This is a genomic window from Streptomyces sp. SLBN-31, assembly GCF_006715395.1.
GTDB lineage: Bacteria > Actinomycetota > Actinomycetes > Streptomycetales > Streptomycetaceae > Streptomyces.
This window is the reverse complement of record NZ_VFNC01000001.1, coordinates 2164883-2185029: the sequence shown is the minus strand read 5'-3', so window position 1 is coordinate 2185029 and position 20147 is coordinate 2164883. Positions and strand designations below refer to the sequence as shown.

Annotated in this window: 14 protein-coding genes and 1 pseudogene; 9 read left to right on the top strand and 6 right to left on the bottom strand. The window is 71.1% G+C overall.

Features of this window, described 5'->3' with window-relative positions:
* Positions 1 to 239: 239 nt before the first annotated feature.
* Positions 240 to 467, top strand: coding sequence for a hypothetical protein (locus FBY22_RS09975; RefSeq protein WP_142144240.1), 228 nt, complete (start codon positions 240 to 242; stop codon positions 465 to 467).
* Between the two features lie 29 nt (positions 468 to 496).
* Here the strand turns inward: FBY22_RS09975 and FBY22_RS09970 are convergent, their stop codons facing one another.
* Entirely contained in the window at positions 497 to 1180 is a 684-nt protein-coding gene (locus FBY22_RS09970) for a 4'-phosphopantetheinyl transferase (RefSeq protein WP_142144238.1), read from the bottom strand.
* A gap of 82 nt (positions 1181 to 1262) precedes the next feature.
* The gene (locus FBY22_RS09965; RefSeq protein ID WP_142144236.1) at positions 1263 to 2123 is read right to left on the bottom strand and encodes a metallophosphoesterase; all 861 of its coding nucleotides are present in this window, start codon (positions 2121 to 2123) and stop codon (positions 1263 to 1265) included.
* A 303-nt stretch (positions 2124 to 2426) separates the two neighbouring features.
* On the opposite strand from FBY22_RS09965, the gene FBY22_RS09960 reads away from it, so the two are divergent.
* The gene (locus tag FBY22_RS09960; RefSeq protein WP_142144234.1) at positions 2427 to 3572 is read left to right on the top strand and encodes an ATP-grasp domain-containing protein; all 1146 of its coding nucleotides are present in this window, start codon (positions 2427 to 2429) and stop codon (positions 3570 to 3572) included.
* A 179-nt stretch (positions 3573 to 3751) separates the two neighbouring features.
* Positions 3752 to 5440 carry a carbohydrate binding domain-containing protein gene (locus tag FBY22_RS09955; RefSeq protein WP_142144232.1) on the top strand — a complete coding sequence of 563 codons (1689 nt, stop codon included), beginning with the start codon at positions 3752 to 3754 and terminating at the stop codon, positions 5438 to 5440.
* A 394-nt stretch (positions 5441 to 5834) separates the two neighbouring features.
* Here FBY22_RS09955 and FBY22_RS44770 read toward each other — a convergent pair.
* From FBY22_RS44770 to FBY22_RS09935, 4 genes and pseudogenes are all read right to left on the bottom strand, one after another.
* Positions 5835 to 6169 (bottom strand): annotated as a pseudogene (locus FBY22_RS44770) (sulfotransferase).
* 345 nt (positions 6170 to 6514) lie between these two features.
* Positions 6515 to 9556: a glycoside hydrolase family 38 C-terminal domain-containing protein gene (locus FBY22_RS09945; protein WP_142144230.1), complete on the bottom strand. Its 3042-nt coding sequence runs from the start codon at positions 9554 to 9556 to the stop codon at positions 6515 to 6517.
* Positions 9557 to 9628: 72 nt separating this feature from the next.
* Positions 9629 to 10966: a 6-phospho-beta-glucosidase gene (locus FBY22_RS09940; protein WP_142144228.1), complete on the bottom strand. Its 1338-nt coding sequence runs from the start codon at positions 10964 to 10966 to the stop codon at positions 9629 to 9631.
* Entirely contained in the window at positions 10963 to 11727 is a 765-nt protein-coding gene (locus FBY22_RS09935; protein WP_142147496.1) for a DeoR/GlpR family DNA-binding transcription regulator, read from the bottom strand. Before FBY22_RS09935 ends, FBY22_RS09940 begins: the two co-directional genes overlap by 4 nt.
* Positions 11728 to 11854: 127 nt before the next feature.
* On the opposite strand from FBY22_RS09935, the gene FBY22_RS09930 reads away from it, so the two are divergent.
* The 6 genes from FBY22_RS09930 (at position 11855) to FBY22_RS09905 (ending at position 20115) form a co-directional block, all read left to right on the top strand.
* Positions 11855 to 12904 carry a carbohydrate kinase family protein gene (locus FBY22_RS09930; protein WP_142144226.1) on the top strand — a complete coding sequence of 350 codons (1050 nt, stop codon included), beginning with the start codon at positions 11855 to 11857 and terminating at the stop codon, positions 12902 to 12904.
* 51 nt (positions 12905 to 12955) lie between these two features.
* Positions 12956 to 14233, top strand: coding sequence for an extracellular solute-binding protein (locus FBY22_RS09925; RefSeq protein WP_142144224.1), 1278 nt, complete (start codon positions 12956 to 12958; stop codon positions 14231 to 14233).
* A gap of 124 nt (positions 14234 to 14357) precedes the next feature.
* Positions 14358 to 15242 (top strand): carbohydrate ABC transporter permease, encoded by an 885-nt coding sequence (locus tag FBY22_RS09920; RefSeq protein ID WP_142147495.1) that lies wholly within the window; start codon positions 14358 to 14360, stop codon positions 15240 to 15242.
* Positions 15239 to 16087 (top strand): carbohydrate ABC transporter permease, encoded by an 849-nt coding sequence (locus tag FBY22_RS09915; protein WP_142144223.1) that lies wholly within the window; start codon positions 15239 to 15241, stop codon positions 16085 to 16087. Before FBY22_RS09920 ends, FBY22_RS09915 begins: the two co-directional genes overlap by 4 nt.
* Before the next feature lie 54 nt (positions 16088 to 16141).
* Positions 16142 to 17173, top strand: coding sequence for an alkaline phosphatase family protein (locus FBY22_RS09910; protein ID WP_142144221.1), 1032 nt, complete (start codon positions 16142 to 16144; stop codon positions 17171 to 17173).
* Positions 17170 to 20115 (top strand): glycoside hydrolase family 2 TIM barrel-domain containing protein, encoded by a 2946-nt coding sequence (locus FBY22_RS09905; protein ID WP_142144219.1) that lies wholly within the window; start codon positions 17170 to 17172, stop codon positions 20113 to 20115. Before FBY22_RS09910 ends, FBY22_RS09905 begins: the two co-directional genes overlap by 4 nt.
* Positions 20116 to 20147 lie beyond the last annotated feature (32 nt).

The window sequence follows — 20147 nt, the reverse complement described above, 5'->3', positions numbered from 1 at the left end:
CCGCCCCGGTCCCCCCTGACCAGCAGCGCCTCCCCCGCCGGGGCCGCCCGGAAGCGGCCGGAAGCCTTTGATCCCCCGTGGAGAACCCTTTGTCACAAGGGGTTTCGAGGACCTTTCACCTCCGCTGAGCGGGCGAACCGAGGCGCCCTCGAACCCCATTGTCAGTGGCGGACGGCAAGCTGGACACACGCACTCGAGTGAATGCGTGACCGATGACGCCGACACGGGGAGAGCCGACGATGCCGACTGCTGTACTGACCGACCGCGAGCGCACCGCCGTTCAGGCCTACCTGCGGCTGTTGCACACCGTACGAGCCGCCTTCGACGGTCCGCCCGGCGAGGTCCGACCACCCGTGGTACCGCCGTCCGTCCTCGCCGAGGCGGAACAGGCGCTGGCGGCGGCGGGACTGACGGGGAACGAGGAGGAGTTCTTCCGGCTGCTGCAGAGCTGGTGCCCGGAGCCGTGAAGCCATAGGACGAGATCGCCGACGGGGGCTCAGGCGGTGTGCGGGACCGACACCGCCGTCGCCACGAGCCCCCGCTGCACGGTCCAGCGGCCCTCGAAGTGCCCCAGCCTGCGACCGCCCACCACCGGCCCGGGGACCAGGAGTTCGGCGCGGAAGCCGCCGTGCCGGGGCCGGCCGGGGTCGACGGACACCGCGATGTCGGCCTCGCCGAAGTCCAGCCAGCGCCCGGTGAGGGGGAACCACGCCTTGTAGACGGACTCCTTGGCGCTGAACAGGAGCCGGTCCCAGTGCGCCTCGGGACGCTCCTCCGCCAGGCGGCGCAGCCGGACCGCCTCGCCGGGCAGGAAGACGGCGTCCAGCACACCGTCCGGGAGGGGCTGGTCGGGTTCGGCGTCGATGCCTACGGAGGCCAGATCGGTTGCGCGGACCACCGCCGCAGCGCTGTATCCGTCGCAGTGGGTCATGCTGCCGGCCAGGCCGGCGGGCCAGCGGGGCGCTCCGCGTTCGCCGGGCAGCAGGGGCTGCGGGGGCACGCCGAGCTTCTCCATGGCGCGGCGGGCGCAGGTGCGGACGAGGGTGAACTCGCGGCGGCGTTTGTCCACCGCCCGCCTGACGACCTCGGCCTCCTCGGGGAACAGGTGTCCGGGCTCGGTGCCGTCGTCGCCGTGCGCCTCCACGACCACCACCTCGTTCGGCAGCAGCTCCTCGATCACCCGACCCCGACCTCCCTCGTCCGGCACCGACCACACGGTCCCCAGGATCCCTCATCCGGCCACGACCGCCCGACCACCGCGTTCACCCGGCGCCGTCGCCCGGCGACAGCACCCGCCGCAGGGTTCCCGGTGGTTGATGCCGCTTGCGCCACTCCCGCGGGTATCCGACGGAGACCTCCTCGAAGCGGACGCCCTCGTGCCAGGTCGTCCGGGGGATGTGCAGGTGACCGTAGACCATGGTCCGCCCGCGGAAGCGGCGGTGCCAGTCGGCGGTCAGCCGGGTGCCGCACCACATGGCGAACTCCGGGTGCCACAGCACGTCGCAGGGGTGCCGGTCCAACGGGTAGTGGTTGACGAGGACGGTGGGCAGGCCGTCCGGGAAGGCTGTGAGCCGGCGTTCGGTCTCGGCGACCCGGGCCCGGCACCAGGCCTCCCGGGACGGGTAGGGGTCGGGATGCAGGAGGTGCTCGTCGTTGCAGACGATGCCGGTGCCGTGCGCGTAGGCCAGGCCCTCGTCCTTGGTGGCGCAGCCGGCCGGCAGGAACGAGTAGTCGTACAGGAGGAAGAGCGGTGCGACGGCCACGGGTCCACCGGGGCCGTCCCAGACGGGGTAGGGGTCCTCGGGGGTCGTGACGCCCAGGTCACGGCACATCTCGACGAGGTACTCGTAGCGGGCGGCGCCGCGCAGCGTGACAGGGTCCTTGGGATGGGTCCACAGTTCGTGGTTGCCCGGCACCCAGATCACCTTGGCGAACCGGCTCGCGAGGGTCTTCAGCGCCCAGCGGATGTCGGCGGCGATCTCCGAGACGTCGCCCGCGACGAGCAGCCAGTCGCCGTCGGACCCGGGGCGCATCGCCTCGACCAGAGCCCGGTTCTCCGGGTATCCGACGTGCAGATCGCTGATGGCCAGCAGCTGCCCGGCGCCCTCGGCCGTCGACGTCACCTCTCGCCCCCTCCGCACCTGTCCCGCTTTCGGACGTGACCACGGGACCACATTCGAGGCGTCCGGACAAGGCGGCTCTCATGGCCGTGCGCAGGTCCGCGGGCGTGTGTGCCGGGCGGGGCGGGCGGGAGCGGCCGATCCGTAACACGCGCGTTGCACGCGCGGCCCCGGGGAAGCCGTATGATCGCCCCACCACCACCGCTGAGAACTTCCCTCAACAGGGGCGGTTTGGTGACCCTCCATCTCCCCTGCCCGGGCACGGGCTGCTCAGCCCTGCCCGCGAACCGTGAAAGGACGGCTTGCATGGTCTCTCGCGTACGCGTCTGGCTCAACCGCACGTACGCGGAGAACGTGTTCTTCATGGATCAGCTGCGGCGAAATCCGAGCGATCGCGCGGTCGAGATCCATGCGACGCACGGTGACGCCGACTCGCCCGTGCTGGCCGCCGCCGACACCGCCGACCTGGAGCCGGAGGGCCTGTCCTCCGCCGCGTACGTCGAGTACGCGCTCGCCCAGTGCCAGCGCCGCGGCATCGACGTGTTCGTGCCCCGGCTGGAGCAGTCGGCGATCGTGGCGCACCGCGCGGACTTCGAGGCGGTCGGCACGGCGCTGCTGGCGCCGCCGCCGGAGGCCGTGGCCGTCTTCGAGGACAAGGTGATCGCCTACGAGGCCGTGCAGGCGATCGGCGTGCCGGTGCCGCCGTGGTGGCGGGTCGGTGGGGTCGACGAACTCGTCGCTGCCGTCGAGGAGTTGGAGGCGGCCGGGCACAAGGCGTGCTTCAAGCCGGCGTCCGGTGCGGGCGGGGTGGGCTTCCGTGTGATCACGCGTACGCCCTTCTCGATGTCGCACCTGACCGGGTTCCCGAGCCCGTACGTGCCCCTGGACCTGGTCGTCTCCGCGCTCAAGGACAGCGACGAGCAGGTGGACTGGCTGGTGATGCCGCGGCTGGAGCAGCCGGAGGTGTCCGTGGACTGCCTGACCGGACCGGACAACCGGGTGCGCCTGGCCATCGGCCGTACCAAGAACGGCCGTCGGCGCGGGTTCACGCTCAACGAGCAGTGGCTGGAGCCGGCGCGGCGGATCGCTGAGGGCTTCGGTCTGCACTACCTGTCCAACATCCAGTTCCGGATGTTCGGTGACCGTCCGGTGCTGATGGACGTCAACACGCGGCCCGCGGGCGGGTTGCACCAGCTGTCGCTGTGCGGGGTCAACGCCCCTTGGGCGGCTGTGCAGTTGGCGCTCGGGGAGGACCCGGGCGAGATGGCCCCGCCGTTCCTGGGGCAGGACTACACGGTGGTGTCGGGCCCGCGGCCGCTGCGTGCCGTCTCCCTTCCGCAGCAGCGGGCCGAGGAGCCCGAAGCGCTGCTGCCGGCGGTGCCCGCGCAGACGACGGAGCCCGTCGAGGTCACCTCTTCCGAAACGGTCGGCCGGGCCATCGCACCGGCCTAGGACGTGCCGTTCGGCAAGGCTCGGCGTCGCGGGCCCGTTCGGACGACACCTTCACACCGGTCTGGACCAATCATGGCGCAGCATCTTGACACCGTGACTGGTCCAGACCAACTTGGTTGCGCACACCCCTGCTTCTCTCTCTGCACTCCCGAACACCCCCATTCCTCCAGGGAGATCGCGTGCGCAACACACTCAGACGTTCCAGACACCGGCTCCTCGCCCTGGTCGGCTCCGCCGCTCTCGCGCTCGCCGGAGCCATCGCCCTCCCGGGCACGGCCCAGGCGGCCAACATCCTGACCAACCCCGGCTTCGAGTCCGGCAGTCTGTCCCCCTGGACCTGCACCGGGAACCTCGGCTCGGTCGTCTCCTCACCCGTGCACGGCGGCTCCAAGGCACTTCAGGGCGCGGTGACCGACAGCGACAACGCGCAGTGCACCCAGACCGTGTCGGTGCAGCCGAACACCACGTACTCGCTCAGCGGCTGGGTGCGCGGCTCCTACGTCTACCTGGGCGTCAACGGCGGTGCGTCGACGTGGACCACCTCACCGTCGGCGTACAGCCAGCTGAGCGTCTCCTTCACCACCGGCGCCTCGCAGACCAGCGCGCAGATCTACGTGCACGGCTGGTACGCGCAGGGGACCTACTACGCCGACGACATCAGCCTCGACGGGCCCGGAGGGGGCGGAGGCGGCGGCGACACCCAGGCGCCCAGCACGCCCAGCGGGCTGACCTCCACGGGCAAGACGTCGTCGAGCGTGTCACTGAAGTGGAACGCCTCGACCGACAACGTCGGCGTCACGGCCTACGACATCTACAGCGGCTCCAACAACGTGCTCTCCGTCTCCGGCACGTCCGCGACGGTCAGCGGGCTCTCGCCCAGCACGGCCTACACCTTCACCGTCAAGGCGCGGGACGCGGCCGGGAACACCTCCGGCGCCTCCAACTCCGTGAGCGTGACGACCGACGCGGGCGGCGGGGGCGGGACTGGCTTCAAGCAGGCCGCGCCGTACCTGTACGAGGGCTGGGGCGACCCGCCGAACCCCTCCACGGTGATGAGCGCGACCGGCGTCAAGTGGTTCACGATGGCGTTCGTGCTGGACTCCGGCGGCTGCACCCCGGCCTGGGACGGCAGCCGGGCGCTGACCGGCGGCGTCGACCAGACCGCCATCAACCAGATCCGTTCCGCCGGCGGTGACATCGTGCCGTCGTTCGGCGGCTGGCAGGGCAGCAAGCTCGGCGCCAACTGCTCCTCCGCGAGCGCGCTCGCCGGGGCCATCCAGAAGGTGATCGACGCCTACGGCCTCAAGGCCGTCGACATGGACATCGAGAACACGGACGAGTTCGAGAACGAGGCCGTGCAGGCGAAGATCCTGACCGCGCTGAAGACCGTCAAGGCCAACAACCCCGGCCTGAAGACGATCGTCACCTTCGGGACCACCACCACCGGGCCGACGTACTACGGCAACCGGCTCATCGAGCAGGCCCAGTCGCTCGGCGCGAACATCGACGTCTTCACCATCATGCCGTTCGACTTCGGCGGTGGCTCGGACATGTACGGCAACACGGTGAACGCGGCCGAGGGCCTGAAGACCAAGCTGAAGTCGACCTTCGGCTGGGACGACGCGACGGCCTACTCGCACATCGGCATCTCCGGCATGAACGGGCTGTCCGACCAGCAGGAGAACACCACTCCGGCGATCTGGACCCAGATCAAGGACTGGGCCAACTCCCACCACATCGCACGGCTCGCCTTCTGGTCGGTCAACCGCGACCGCCCCTGCCCGGGCGGGGGCGTGGTGAGCAACTGCTCCGGCATCAGCCAGAACAACTGGCAGTTCACCTCGATCACGGCCGGCTTCACCGGCTGAGCCGATCGACCGGCTGGCCCAGTCGGTGTCACAGGCGTGGGGGTGTCCCGACCGGATACCCCCACGCCTTCGCCAACTCCGCGAGCCGGGGCGGCAGTTCGGTCTCGGCGGTGGCGGTCCGGGCGGGCTGGACGCGGCCCGACCTGACGGTCTTCGACCAGTCGCCGAGCTGGGGCGGAAGATGCCGTGGTCCTTGCCGCCGTAGTCGAGCATCGCGGGCTCCCACTCGACGCCGAGGTAGCCGCACAGGGCGCGGGTCGCGCCCTCCGGGTCTGCGGTGAGGTCCTCGTACCGCAGGACGTGCGCGTCCAGGTTCCGCCGTGCCTGCTCCGGCTTCTCGGCGTAGCCGAGGACCTCGGCGCGGATGGCCGCGTGATCGGGGTCGGTGCGGCGGTCAGATCTGCGAGGCGATGACCGCGCCGGGGTGGCGCAGCAGCAGGATGTAACGGGCCCTGGGCCAACATCGGTGCAGGCGCGGCCAGATGAGGGTGTTGGGCGGCGTCTTGTCGACGATGACGTCCTTTCCGCTGCGGGTGAGTTCGAGGTGCAGCACCCGGTCCCACAGCAGGTGTTCGAGCTCGTCCTTGTCGAGCCGGAGCGCTTCATCGCGTCCGCCGTGAACTCGCGGGAGAGGTGGACGTGCAGGGTGCGCAGGTGCATCTCGTGCGGAGCGCGGACGCGGCTGTGGCTGTTGAGCAGGACCCTGAGCAGGGTCGAGCCGGAGCGCACCGAGGACAGTACGAAGACCGGTGACTCCACCAGGCGCGGGACGGGCGGCGCCGTGCAGGAGGGTTTCGCCGCGCGGGGACGGGATGGCGTCGAGCGTCCGCCGCGGCGGGCTCACGGCCTGTGCCATCAGCCTCCCCCGCCGCCTCAGGCCCTTCCGTATCGCGGACATACGCCGGTCACGCAAGCTGACACCTTTCTCTTGCCCTGGCCCGCATCTCAGAGGGAACGGACGAACCCCAGGTGTCGCGCAGGAGAACGGACCTGGTCGCAGACCTCCGTGGAAGGCCTGCTACCAGGTCGTTCACCGCTTTCTCAAGATTCGATGGAAATCAGCGCCGAACCCGGTCAGCCCCGTCGCAACCGGAGCGTCAGGATCTGGAAGGGGCGCAGGGAGACCCGGATGCCGCCGTCGACGATCTCCGCGTCCTCCAGGGGGCGTTCCAGCAGGTCGGTCACCTGGGCGCCGGCCGACGGGAAGCCGGTGCGCAGGATGCCGGTCGCGCGGCCGCCGCGGGACTCGTAGAGCCGGACGACGACGTCACCGGACTCGTCGTCGGCCAGCTTCACGGCCTCGACGGTGACCCCCTCGCCGTCGACCGAGACGACCGGTTCCGGAACACCCGCCGAATCGGCCACCCGCAGCGGCAGGTTGAGGGCGTACCCCTCGGCCACCGCGTCCTCGATGCTCGCGCCGGGCAGCAGGGAGTAGGTGAGGCGGTGCCGGCCCTGGTCGGCGCCCGGGTCCGGGATGCGCGGGGCGCGGACCAGGCTGAGGCGGACCGTGGTCGTCGTACCGCCGTCCTCGCGGACCGTGCGGGAGACGTCGTGGCCGTAGGTGGAGTCGTTGATGACGGCGACGCCGTAGCCGGGTTCGGCGACGTGCACCCAGCGGTGGCCGGAGACCTCGAAACGGGCCGCCTCCCAGCTGGTGTTGGTGTGGGTGGGCCGCTGGATGTGGCCGAACTGGATCTCGGCGGAGGAGTGCGGGGCGCGGATGTCGACCGGGAAGCCGGCCTTGAGGAACTTCTCCGCCTCGTGCCAGTCGATGTCCGTCTCGAAGTCGATCCGGGGGCTGCCGGCGCGCAGCGTGATCGTCTGGACGATCTTCGAGCCCTTGCCGAAGGACCGCGTGACGCGGATCGAGCCGAGCAGCGGGTCCTCGTCGACGATCTCCACGGAGTCGGCGTCGAGCAGGTCCGTGTAGCGGTTCCTGTAGTGCTTGTCGACGTCCCAGGCGTCCCAGTAGTTGGGCAGGTCGGTGTGCAGGCGCAGCAGGTTGCCCGCCTCGGCGAGGACCTCACGATTCGCCCTGATGTCGAAGACGGACGAGAGGGTGCCGTCCTCGGCGACCTCGACCCGGACCAGGCCGTTGTCGAGGACCCGGCCCTCGACCGTGACCGGGGCCGGGGGTTCGGCCGCCGCGACCGGCGCGCTGCCGTTCGCGGGCACCTCGACGAACGTCGGGAAGCCCGTCGCCGTACGGATGACCTCGGCGCGGTCGAAGGGGCTGGTGTTGAACACCCGGGTGCCGCCGTCTCCCAGCGCGGCCACCGCCTCGGCGGTCAGGGCCTCCAGCTCCTCGGCCACGCGGGCGTATTCGGCCTCCGCCTCTCGGTGCACCCAGGCGATGGACGAGCCCGGCAGGATGTCGTGGAACTGGTGCAGCAGGACCGTCTTCCACAGCCGGTCCAGCTTCTGGTACGGGTAGGCGTAGCCCGGTGCGTGCAGCACGGCGGTGGTCGCCCACAACTCGGCCTCGCGGAGCTTGTGTTCACTGCGCCGGTTGCCCTGCTTGGTGCGGGCCTGCGAGGTGTAGGTGGCGCGGTGCAGTTCCAGGTAGAGCTCGCCGACCCAGACCGGGGCGTCCGGGTACTCCTCGCGGGCCTTGGCGAAGAACTCGTCCGGGTGCTCGACGACGACCTTGGGCGAGCCCTCCAGGTCGGCCAGCCGGCGGGCCCGCTCCATGATCTCGCGGGTGGGGCCGCCACCGCCGTCGCCCCAGCCGAAGGGGGCCAGTGAACGGGTGGCGTTGCCCTTCTCGGCGTAGTTGCGGACCGCGCGGGACATCTCCTCGCCGCTGAAGCGGGCGTTGTAGGTGTCGACCGGCGGGAAGTGGGTGAAGATGCGGGTGCCGTCGATGCCCTCCCACCAGAAGGTGTGGTGGGGGAAGGTGTTGGTCTGGTTCCAGGAGATCTTCTGGGTGAGGAACCACTCGTTGCCGGCGAGCTTGGCGAGCTGCGGGTAGGCGGCGTTGTAGCCGAAGGAGTCGGGGAGCCAGACGCCCTTGGTCTCGATGCCGAAGTGCTCGATGAAGAACCGCTTGCCGTGGACGAGCTGGCGGGCGATGGCCTCGCCGCCGGGCAGGTTGCCGTCGGACTCGACCCACATGCCGCCGACCGGCGCCCACTGGCCCTTCTTCACGGACTCCTGGATGCGGGCCCACACGTGCGGGTAGTTGTCGCGCACCCACTCGTACTGCTGGGCCTGCGAGCAGGCGAAGACGAACTCCTCGTACTCGTCGGCCAGGGCGGTGACGTTGGAGAAGGTGCGGGAGGTTTTGCGCTTGGTCTCCCGGATGGGCCACAGCCAGGCGGAGTCGATGTGCGCGTGGCCGACGCCGGAGATGACGTGGGCGCTGGCGTTGGCGGGCTTGGACAGCACCGGCCGCAGGGCCTCGCGCACGGCGGCGGCCGAGCCGGCGACGTCGTCCAGGTCGAGCAGGTCCAGGGAGCGGTCGAGGGCGTGCAGGATCTCGTGCCGGCGCGGGTCGTGCTCGCCGAGCTCCACCATCAGCTCGCGCAGCACCTGCAGGTCGAGGTCGAGGTGGAAGACCTCCTCGTCGAGGACGGCGAGGTCGGCGCGCTGGAAGGTGTACAGCGGCTTGTCGCCGGCCGTGAGGACGTCGCCCAGCGGGGTCGGCGCGGTGAAGTTGCTCGCGAGGATGTCGGGGTTGGACGCGGCCTCGACCAGGTAGTCGATCCGCTCGCCGCCCTGTGCCGGGTTGGCGACGGGCACGTACTGGTTGAGCGGGTTGACCGCCTTCAGCGGGCGTCCGTCGGGCAGGTGGACCAGGGCCTCGGCCTGGTTGCCGGGCCAGTCGCCGACGAAGCCGAGGTCGATGACCGCCTCGACGCGCCGGCCGGCCCACTCGGCGGGCACCTGTCCGCTCATCCGGAACCAGGTCGTGCCCCACGGCGGACCCCACGGGGTGTCCATGGCGAAGGGCGCGTAGCGCTGGGACGCGGCCTCCTCGAAGGAGACGGGCTCGCCCGGCGCCTGCCAGGCCTCGACCGACATCGGGACGGTGGCCGCGTAGAGCGCGGGCTTGATGCGCTGGGTGTGGAGGCGCTCGGCGCGCTCCTCGATCCGGCGGCGTTCGTCGTGCATCAGGGGTCTCCAGTGAGGCGGCGGCGGAGGGAGTGGCTGCGGAGGACCTGGAAAGCGCTTTCCAGGTGCCGGTCACCTAAGGTACGCGAGGCCAGGATGGACCGCGGTGTAGCCCTCGACCAGACGTCGGGCCACGTTCACCGAGTCGACCAGCGGGTGCAGCGCGAACGCCTTGGCGGCCGTCGCGCGGGAGCCGGACTCGGCGGCGGCCAGCACCTCGCGCTCGACGGCCTTGACCGCGCAGACCAGACCGGTGGCGTGGTCGGGCAGCGGGTCGACGGCGACGGGGTGGGCGCCGTTGGCGTCGACCAGGCAGGGCACCTCGATGACCGCCTCGGAGTCGAGCACCGAGAGGGTGGTGCGGTTGCGGACGTTGAGGATCAGGGTGGTGCGTTCGTCGCGGGCGATGGCCCGCATCAGGGCGAGGGCGACCTTCTCGTAGCCGCCGGAGAGGTCGTCGGCGTCGCGCTCGCCGGCACCGGCCGTCTCCCGGTTCTCGGCCATGTACGTCGCCTCGCGCTCGGCGCGGGTGCGGTCCCAGATCTCCAGGGCGGAGCCGTCCGAACGCCCGACCTGCTCGTAGAAACCGGCCTGCTGGTCGCGCAGGAAGGCGCCGCGGGTGCGCTCGGCCTGCTGGTAGGCGCGCACCGCCTCGCGGTTGAAGTAGTAGTAGTGCAGGTATTCGTTGGGGATCGCGCCGAGGGACCGCAGCCAGTCGGCGCCGAAGAGCTTGCCCTCCTCGAAGGAGCCGAGCAGGTCGGGGTCGGCGAGCAGCCGCGGGAGCTCGTCCCGGCCGGCGACGTACAGGCCGCGCACCCAGCCGAGGTGGTTGAGGCCGACGTAGTCGATCCAGGCCTCCTTCGGGTTCGCGCCGAGCACCCGGGCGATACGGCGGCCGAGGCCGACCGGCGAGTCGCAGATGCCGATGACGCGGTCGCCGAGGTGGCGGGACATGGCCTCGGTGACCAGGCCGGCGGGGTTGGTGAAGTTGATGACCCAGGCGTCGGGGGCCAGCCGGGCCACCCGCCGCGCGATCTCGACGGCGACGGGGACGGTCCGCAGGCCGTAGGCGATGCCGCCCGCGCCGACCGTCTCCTGTCCGAGGACGCCCTCGGCGAGGGCCACCCGCTCGTCGTCCGCCCGCCCCTGCAGGCCGCCGACGCGGATCGCCGAGAACACGAAGTCGGCGCCGCGCAGGGCCTCGTCGAGGTCGGTCGTGGCGGTCACCGTGGGCGCGTCGGCGACCCGGGCGGCCTGCTCGGCGAGGACCCGGGTCACCGCGGACAGCCGGCCGGCGTCCAGGTCGTGCAGCACGACCTCGGTGACCCTGCCCTCGCCGCGGTCGCCCAGGAGGGCGCCGTACACGAGCGGCACGCGGAACCCGCCGCCGCCCAGAATCGTCAGCTTCACTCTCGCACCTTTCCTGCCACGACCACCTCGACGCCCGCCTCCTCCAGGGAGGAGCGGGTCACCGGGTCGACCGGGGCGTTCGTGACCACCACGTCCAGGTCCTCGGGACCACAGACCTTCGCCATCCCCGTACCCGGGAACTTGGCGGTGTCCGCGAGCAGGACGACCTTGTCGCCGGCCTTGATCATGGCCCGCTTCACCGGCACCTCGACGACCGTCGTGTCCATCACCTGCCCACCCGGACGCACTCCACTGGTGCCGAGGAAGAGCCAGTCGGCGTGCAGCTGGCGCAGGTTGTCCTCGGTGAGGAAGCCGACCAGGGAGCGGTACTCGCGGCGGACCATGCCGCCGAGCAGGACCAGCTCGATGCCCTCGTCGTCGGCGAGCTCCTCGTAGACGACCAGGTTGCTGGTGATCACGGTCAGCCGGCGGCCGTGCAGCTGCCGGGCGAGCCGGTAGGCCGTGGTGCCGATGTCCAGCAGCACCGACTGGCCGTCGGCGACCATGGCCGCGGCCCGCTCGGCTATCGCGTCCTTCTCGGCCACGCGGACCTCGGCGACCTCGGCGAAGGGCTGGTCGCCCTCCTCCACGACGGCGCCGCCGTGCACGCGGGTGAGCAGCCCGTCCTCCTCCAGCCTGACCAGGTCGCGCCTGATCGTGGCGGGGCTCACGCCCAGCTGCTCGGAGAGATCGGTCACGGACGCGGGGCCGCCGGAGCGCAGGGCCCGCAGGATGAGTTGGTGTCGTCGTTCTGCCAGCACGGCGTGCACACTACTCGTCATCTCCAATCAAATCCATGCTCACTTCTGCTCGGGTATTGACCAATCTCGTGGATCAGCGCACGATTCCCGTCATCGAAATTGACGGGTTTTGACGAGAGGCGCTCCCGTGGACGACGACAGGCCCGATGTGCTGCTGACCGGGCTGCTCTTCTACGACCTCGTCCTCACGGGGCTCGGGAAGCCGCCCACGCCGGGCGAGGAGGTCTGGACGGCCGGCATGGGCTGCGGCCCCGGCGGCATCGCCAACCTCGCGGTGGCCGCGTCCCGGTTCGGCCTGCGCACCTCGCTGGCCACGGTCTTCGGCGACGACTTCTACGGCGCGTACTGCCGGGACGTCCTGTGCGACCAGGAGGACATCGACCTCTCGCTCTCCCGGACCGCGGACGGCTGGCCCACCCCCGTCACCGTCTCGCTCGCCGCCGGCGACGACCGGGCGCTCGTCACCCACGGCCAGGAACCGCCTTACTCGCAGGACGCGCTGATGGGCGACCCGCCCGAGGCCCGCACGGCCCTCGTGCACATCGAGGCCGAACCGTGCGAGTGGCTCGCCAGGGCCGCCGCGAACGGCACCCACATCTACGCCGACGTCGGCTGGGACCCCACCCAGGAATGGTCCACCGACCTCCTGGACCGGCTCAAGCTGTGCCACGCCTTCCTCCCCAACGAGACCGAGGCGATGGCCTACACCCGCACCGACAGCGCGGTCGCGGCCCTCGGCACGCTCTCCGATCTCGTGCCCGTGGCCGTGGTCACCCGGGGCGGGGCCGGCGCGGTCGCCGTCGACCAGACCACGGGCGAGTACGCGGACGTCCCGGCCCTCGCGGTCGACGTGCTGGACGCCACGGGCGCCGGTGACGTCTTCGGCGCGAGCTTCGTCGCGGCCTCGCTCGGCGGCTGGCCGCTGGAGGAACGGCTGCGCTTCGCCGTCCTCGCGGCCGGGCTGTCCGTCCAGCGGCACGGCGGCGCCCTCGCGGCCCCCGGCTGGTACGGCGTCGACCGCTGGTGGCGGTCACTGACCGATCCCGGCCTGCGGCACGCCTACGGCTTCCTGGCCGACCGCGTTCCGGCGGACCCCGGCCCGCCCGTGCGGTACGCCCCCGCCACCCCGCCGGCACCCGCGGCCGCCGCCCCACGCGCTTCCGAACGGCGGCACTGACTCTCCCTCCCCTCCCCTCTCCTCGTCGAACAGCAACAACAGGAGTGACCCGTGGACCTTTCTCGCAGAGGCTTCCTCCAGGCCGCCGCGCTCACCGCGGCCGCGTCCGGCCTGACCGTCGCATGCGGCGGCGGCTCCGGCTCGGGCGGCACCAAGACCGGCAAGAACCTCACCTTGTGGTACTGGGGTGGCGCACTCAGCGACAAGGTGGTCGCGGAGGCCAAGACGCACTTCGGCGGCCAGATCAAGCTGACCACCGCGTCCATCGGCGGCGACTTCAAGCAGAAGCTCACCACCACCCTCGCGGCCGGCACCTCCGTGCCCGACATCACCGGCATCAAGGGCGAGGACATGGCGTCCTTCCTGCCCAACGCCGCACGCTTCCTGGACCTGAACGACCTGGGCTTCAAGAAGATCTCGTCCCAGTACCTGGGCTGGAAGACCAAGCTCGCCCAGACCGAGGACGGCAAGCAGATCGGCTTCCCGATCGACATCGGCCCCACCGCGCTCTTCTACCGCGCGGACCTGTTCGAAAAGGCCGGGCTGCCCACCGACCCCGACAAGGTCGCCGCAGAGGCGAAGACCTGGGACGACTACTTCGCGCTCGGAACCCAGTTGAAGAAGAAGGTGCCCGGCACCTACCTGGTCAACAACATCGGCGCGGTGTTCACCATGACCGTCGGCCAGGGCACCCAGCGGTTCATCGACAAGGACAACCACTTCATAGGCGACCAGGACCACATCCGCGCCGCCTGGACCACCGCGATCCGTCCCTACAGCCTCGGCCTCGACGCCAAGATCAACGACAACAGCTGGAACGCCGCCGTCGGCAAGAGCCTGACCACCGAACTCGGCGCCGCCTGGCACGCGCTGGACATCGAGCAGGCGGCCCCCGGTACCAAGGGCAAGTGGCGGGTGTGCGCGATGCCCGGCGGACCGGCCAACCAGGGCGGCTCCTACCTGGCCCTGCCCCGGCAGTGCCGCAACCCCGAAGAGGCGTTCAAGATCATCAGCTGGATCCTGAGCCCGGCCAACGACGCACGCGGTTTCACCGACGCCGCCATCTTTCCCGCCGCCCCGGCCGCGTACTCCATGCCGGCCATGACGGGCCCCGACGCCTTCTTCGGCGGACAGAAGATCATCGAGGTCTTCGGGCCGGCCGCCATGGCCATCCCCGACAGCTACGAGGCGCCCGCCGACGCCGCCGTCATGGCCCCGTACATGACGGAACTGACCAACATCGAGTCCAAGGGCAAGAAGCCCGACGACGCCTGGAAGGACGCCGTCAGCCAGGCCAAGCAGATCGCCCGCCGGCAGGGGGTGAGCTGAGGTGTCGTCCCCTCCGGTCACCGGCCCCGCCGAGGCGCCCCAGCACCTCGGCGGCCCGGTCCCGGCCCGCTTCCGCCCGCGGCGGACCCCGCCGGCGGGCACCGTGCGGCCCACGCGTCGCGGGCTGCTGTCGTACTGGCGGCAGTACCTGGCGATCTCGCCCTTCTACCTGGTCTTCCTCGCCTTCTCGTTCGTCCCGGTCTTCTACTCGCTGTACCTGGCCTTCCAGCGCTGGGACGGCCTGGGCGAGATGCAGTACGTCGGCGTGCAGCAGTTCAAGTTCCTGTGGTCGGACCCGGTCTTCTGGCTGTCGGTCCGCAACACCCTGGCGATCTGGGTCCTGTCCACCGTGCCCACGCTGTTCGGGGCGCTGGTGCTGGCCACGCTGCTGCACTCGGTGCGCCGCTTCAAGGGCTTCTACCGCATCGCCCTGTACGTACCGAACGTCACCTCGATCGTCGCCGTGTCGATCTTCTTCGGCGCGGTCTTCAGCAACAACTTCGGCCTGGTCAACGCGATCCTGGGGACGGTCGGCATCTCGCCCGTGCCGTGGCTGAGCAACCCGTGGCTGATCAAGCTGGTCATCGCCCTGCTGATGACCTGGATGTGGACCGGCTACAACATGATCATCTATCTGGCGGGGCTGCAGGCAATCCCCGCGCAGATCTACGAGGCGGCCAGGCTGGACGGCGCCGGACCGATCCGCACGTTCTTCCGGATCACCGTGCCGATCATGCGGCCCATCATCCTGTTCACGGTCGTCATCTCGACCATCAACGGCCTGCAGAGCTTCAGCGAACCGCAGGTCCTGTTCGGCTCCAACGCCGCCAACCCCAACCTCGGCGGCCCCGGCCAGGCGGGCCTGACCACGCTGCTGTACTTCTACCAGTCGGCCTTCGTCAACAACGACTACGGCTACGGAGCGGCCATCGTGTGGGCCTTCTTCGTCCTCATCATGGTGCTGGTCGTCGTCAACTGGCGCATCGTGCAGCGCGGGAGGAAGTCATGAGCGCGACGATCACCAGGCGCTCCCGGCGCCCCAGGGGCCTGACCGCCCACATCGTCCTGGTACTGGCCGTCCTGATCTCGGTCTTCCCCTTCGCGTGGACCATCGTCATGGCGACCAACACCACCCAGGACATCTACAAGAGCCCGCCGAAGATGACGCCCGGTTCGCATCTGCTGGAGAACATCCGGCACGTGCTCGACACCATCGATTTCTTCGGGTCGATGCTCAACACGCTCGTCGTCGCGACGGTCACCACCGTGCTGGTGCTGTTCATCGACTCCCTGGCGGCCTTCACCTTCGCCAAGTTCGACTTCCCCGGGCGCAGGGTGCTGTTCGCCACGCTGCTGGGGTTCATGATGCTGCCGCTGCAACTGGCGGTCCTGCCGCAGTTCATCCTCATGGGACACATCGGCTGGGTCGGCACCCTCAAGGCCTTGGTGCTGCCCTCCCTCGCCAACGCCTTCGGCATCTTCTGGCTGCGCCAGTACATCGAGAACGGCGTCCCGGACGAGCTCCTCGACGCGGCGCGCATCGACGGCGCCGGGTTCTTCCGCCAGTACTGGAGCATCGTGCTGCCGATGACCAGGCCGGCGCTGTCGTTCCTCGCGATCTACGCCTTCGTCAACGCCTGGAACGACTACATCTGGCCACTGGTGGTGCTCACCGACCCCACCCACGTCACCCTCCAGGTGGCGCTCGCCCAGCTGCACGTCGGCCACACCACCGACTACAGCATGGTCATGGCCGGCGTGCTGCTCGCCGCCGTCCCCCTGGTACTGGTCTTCACCGTCTTCGCCCGCGGCTTCATCGCGGGCGCCACCGAAGGAGCCGTACAGGGAAGCTGACCGCCGGCCGGTCGGCGCGGTACGGCAGGCACGAGCAAGTGAGGAGGGGCCGCGATGACGGATGCCGGCACCTACGGCGGGCGGACGGCGAAGGCGACGGGACCTTCCGCCCGGCTGCCGTTCCCCCGCCGCCGCGCGACCACCGGCAAGGTGCTCGTGGTGGGCATGGACGGACTGCGCTACGACCTGCTGTCCCGCTCGCCGTCCCGCGCACCGGTCCTGCACGGCCTGATGACCGCGGGCGCCCACGGCACCAGCCTGCTGCCGTACGGCGAGGCGGACGGACAGACCGTGGACGGGCCGTCGACCAGCATGGCCTACACCGACTCCGGACCCGGGTGGTCGAGCGTGCTGACCGGCGTGTGGCCCGACCGGCACGGCGTGACGGGCAACGACTTCGCAGGCTCCGACTTCGCCCGCTACCCCGACTTCCTCAGCCGCGCCGTCGCCGCCCGGCCCGCCCTGCGCACCGCGGCCGCGGTGTCCTGGCCTGAACTGGTCCACCGCGGCGTACTCGGCCCCACCATCGGCCGCCGCGTGCACCACGACGGCGAGTCGGACGGCTACGAGACCGCGGACCGCCTGGTCGCCCGCGCCGCCGCGCGCTGGCTCACCGAGGAGGACCCGGACGCCGTGTTCGTGTACTTCGGCGCCACCGACGAGGCCGCCCACTCCACCGGGGTGTTCAGCACCGCCTACGAACGGGCCCTGCTCGCCCAGGACACCCATCTCGGATGGCTGCTGGCGGCCGTCGAGGACCGGCGCCGCCACCCCGACCGCGCGGACGAGCACTGGACGGTGCTGGTCACCACCGACCACGGACACCTCGACGCCGGCGGCCACGGCGGTGACACACCGGCCGAGCGCGAGGTCTTCCTGATCCTCGCCGAGCCCGGCGCGCCCGGCGGCACCCGCCTCGAAACCCCCCGGCTCGTCGACATCGCCCCCACGGTCCTGGACCGGCTCGGCATCACCCCCGACCCGGCCTGGGGCCTGCAGGGCCGCGTCCTGCCCCGCCCACGGCCGGGGCGCTCCGCGCACGGCCCGACATCACTCACGTCCCCACCGACCCCGGAACGGTCATGACCGACGCATCCCCCGCGCCCCAGCCCACCGACCCCCTGATCGCGCTGCGCCCCTGGACGGCCCCCGAGGTGACCTCCTGGGGGCGCCTGCCCATGAACGCCGTCGACCGGCGCGCCGGAGCCCTCTCCCTGGACGGCGACTGGCGCTTCCAGCTGGTGCCCGCTCCGGACGCGCCGGTCGGCGGCACGTGGTCGTCGTCGTACGTCCCCGGCGCCTGGACCCTTCAGGGCACGGACGACCTGCCGCAGTACACCAACGTCCGCATGCCGTTCCCCGACTTCCCGCCGCACTCCCCGGCCGCCAACCCGACGGGGGTGTACGAGCGTGACGTGGACGTGCCCGGCGAGTGGGCCGGGCGGCGGATCGTGCTGCAGGTCGGGGCCGCCGAGAGCGTGCTGCTGGTCCACGTGGACGGGCGGCCCGTCGGCATCTCCAAGGACTCCCACCTGGCCGCCGAGTTCGACCTCACGGACGTGGTGCGCCCCGGCGAGCGGTCGGTCGTCCGGCTCACCGTCGTGAAGTGGTCGGACGCCTCGCACATCGAGGACCAGGACCAGTGGTGGCACGGGGGCGTCACCCGGTCGGTGCTGCTGTACGCGACCGACCCACTGCACCTCGCCGACGTGACCGTCCGGGCGCGGCGGGACGGCGAGCTGCGCATCGACTGCCTGGTGCGCGACGCACGCGGCGCGCTGCCCGGCGGGTGGTACGTCAGCGCCGAACTGGACGGCCGACTCCTCACCCAGGACAGCGAGTTCGACCGGGTCAACGCCGAGGACGACCGGGTCTCCGACTTCCTCGGCGAGGCCCGCGTACACGGCTTCGCACCCGAGGTGCGCACCTGGAACGCCGAGACGCCCGAGCTGTACGGCCTCACCGTCCGCCTGCACCGCCGCGACGGCACGGTCGCCGACTCCTCCCACCACCGGGTCGGCTTCCGCGATGTCGAGGTCGCCGGCCGGGACCTGCTGGTCAACGGCGAGCGCGTGTACATCCGGGGCGTCAACCGGCACGACTTCCACCCGCTGACCGGCCGGACGGTGTCGTACGAGGACATGCGCGCGGACCTGGTCCTGCTCAAGCGCTTCGGCTTCAACGCGATCCGCACCTCCCACTACCCGAACGACCCGGCCCTGTACGACCTCACCGACGAACTCGGCTTGTACGTCGTCGACGAGGCGGACATCGAGTCCCACGACCACGCCCATGAGATCGCCGACGACCCGCGCTACCTGAACGCCTTCGTGGACCGCGTCTCGCGGATGGTCCTGCGCGACAAGAACCACCCGTCGGTCATCGTCTGGTCGCTGGGCAACGAGTCCGACTACGGCGCCAACCACGACGCCGCGGCCGGCTGGATACGGCGGCACGACCCGACCCGGCCGATCCAGTACGAGGGCGCGGCCAAGCTCGACTGGGCGGCCACAGACGACTGCTCCGACATCGCCTGCCCGATGTATGCCCCGCTGGAGGACTGCGTCGCCCACGCCCTGTCGGGCCGGCAGACCAGGCCGCTCATCCAGTGCGAGTACTCCCACGCCATGGGCAACAGCAACGGCACGCTGGCGGACCATTGGGCGGCCATCGAGTCCACGCCGGGTCTTCAGGGCGGGTTCATCTGGGAGTTCTGGGACCACGGCATCCTCCAGCGTGTGAACGACGGCAGACCGGCCGGGCGTGGGGGCGCCGGGCTCCATGACAACGGTGTCGCCGCGCCGGGCCATCGCTGGGCGTACGGCGGCGACTTCGGCGAGACGATCCATGACGGCGCCTTCATCGCGGACGGGGTCGTCTTCCCCGACCGCACCCCGAAGCCCGCGCTGTACGAGCACCGTGAGATCGCGGCGCCGGTGCGCATCGAGTGCTTCCGGCACGAGGGCGTCGTCCTCGGCAACCACCAGCACTTCCGGGGCCTGGACTGGCTGGCCGGCGAATGGGAGCTGTCCCTCGCCGACGGCCGAACGCTGACCGCGCCCGCGGAACTGCCCGCCCTCAGGCCCGGCGAGACGGCCGCCGTGCCGCTGCCCTTCCAACTGCCACGGGACGGCGGCGAGGCCTGGCTGACGCTGCGGGTGACGACCGCCGAGGACCAGCCGTGGGCGCCGCGCGGCACCGAGGTGTGCGTGCCGCAGGTGCGCCTGCGCGGGCCCGCCGTCACCGAGGACACCGTCGTGGACGGCTCCGTCGAGGTCGACGGCGAGGGCCTGCTCGTCCATCCGTCGCTGACGGCCGCGCCCACGCTGTCGCTGTGGCGGGCGCCCACCGACAACGACGACCTGGGCGGCATGGCTCCGCGCTGGCGGACGTGGGGGCTGGACTCGCTCGTCCGCAAGGTGGTGTCGGTGGGAACGGAGGGCAGCCGGGTCACCGTGGACGCCGAGTACGCGGGAAGGTCCGGCGTCGTGCGGCACCGGCAGGTGTTCACGCGGGTCGAGGGCGGCATCCGGATCGACGAGGAGGCGGAGCTGCCCGCGGAGTTCGACGACGTGGCGCGGGTCGGCACGGTCTTCGAGACGGCGCCGGGACCGGACCTGCTGGAGTGGTTCGGGCAGGGGCCCTGGGAGTCGTACCCCGACCGGTCCGCCGGAGCGCCCGTCGGCCATCATTCGCTGCCGGTCGAGGCGACGTTCACCCCCTATCTCCGTCCGCAGGAGAGCGGCGGCCGGCACGGTGTACGACGGTTCACGCTGTCGGCGCCGGACGCCACCGGCCTCGCGGTCGTGCTGGACGAACCGCGGCAGGTCTCCGTCACCCGCTACCGGGCCGAGGACCTGGCCGCGGCACGGCACCACGACGAACTGGTGCCGCGTCCGGGCTGCGTCGTGCACATCGACGCGGCGCACCGGGGGCTGGGCACGGCATCGTGCGGCCCCGACACGTTTCCCTCCTACCGCGTCGCCCCCGGCGTCCACCGCTGGAGCTGGACGCTGCGCGTGCTGTAACCCCCGCCCTTTCGGCCCATGTCATATGTGAC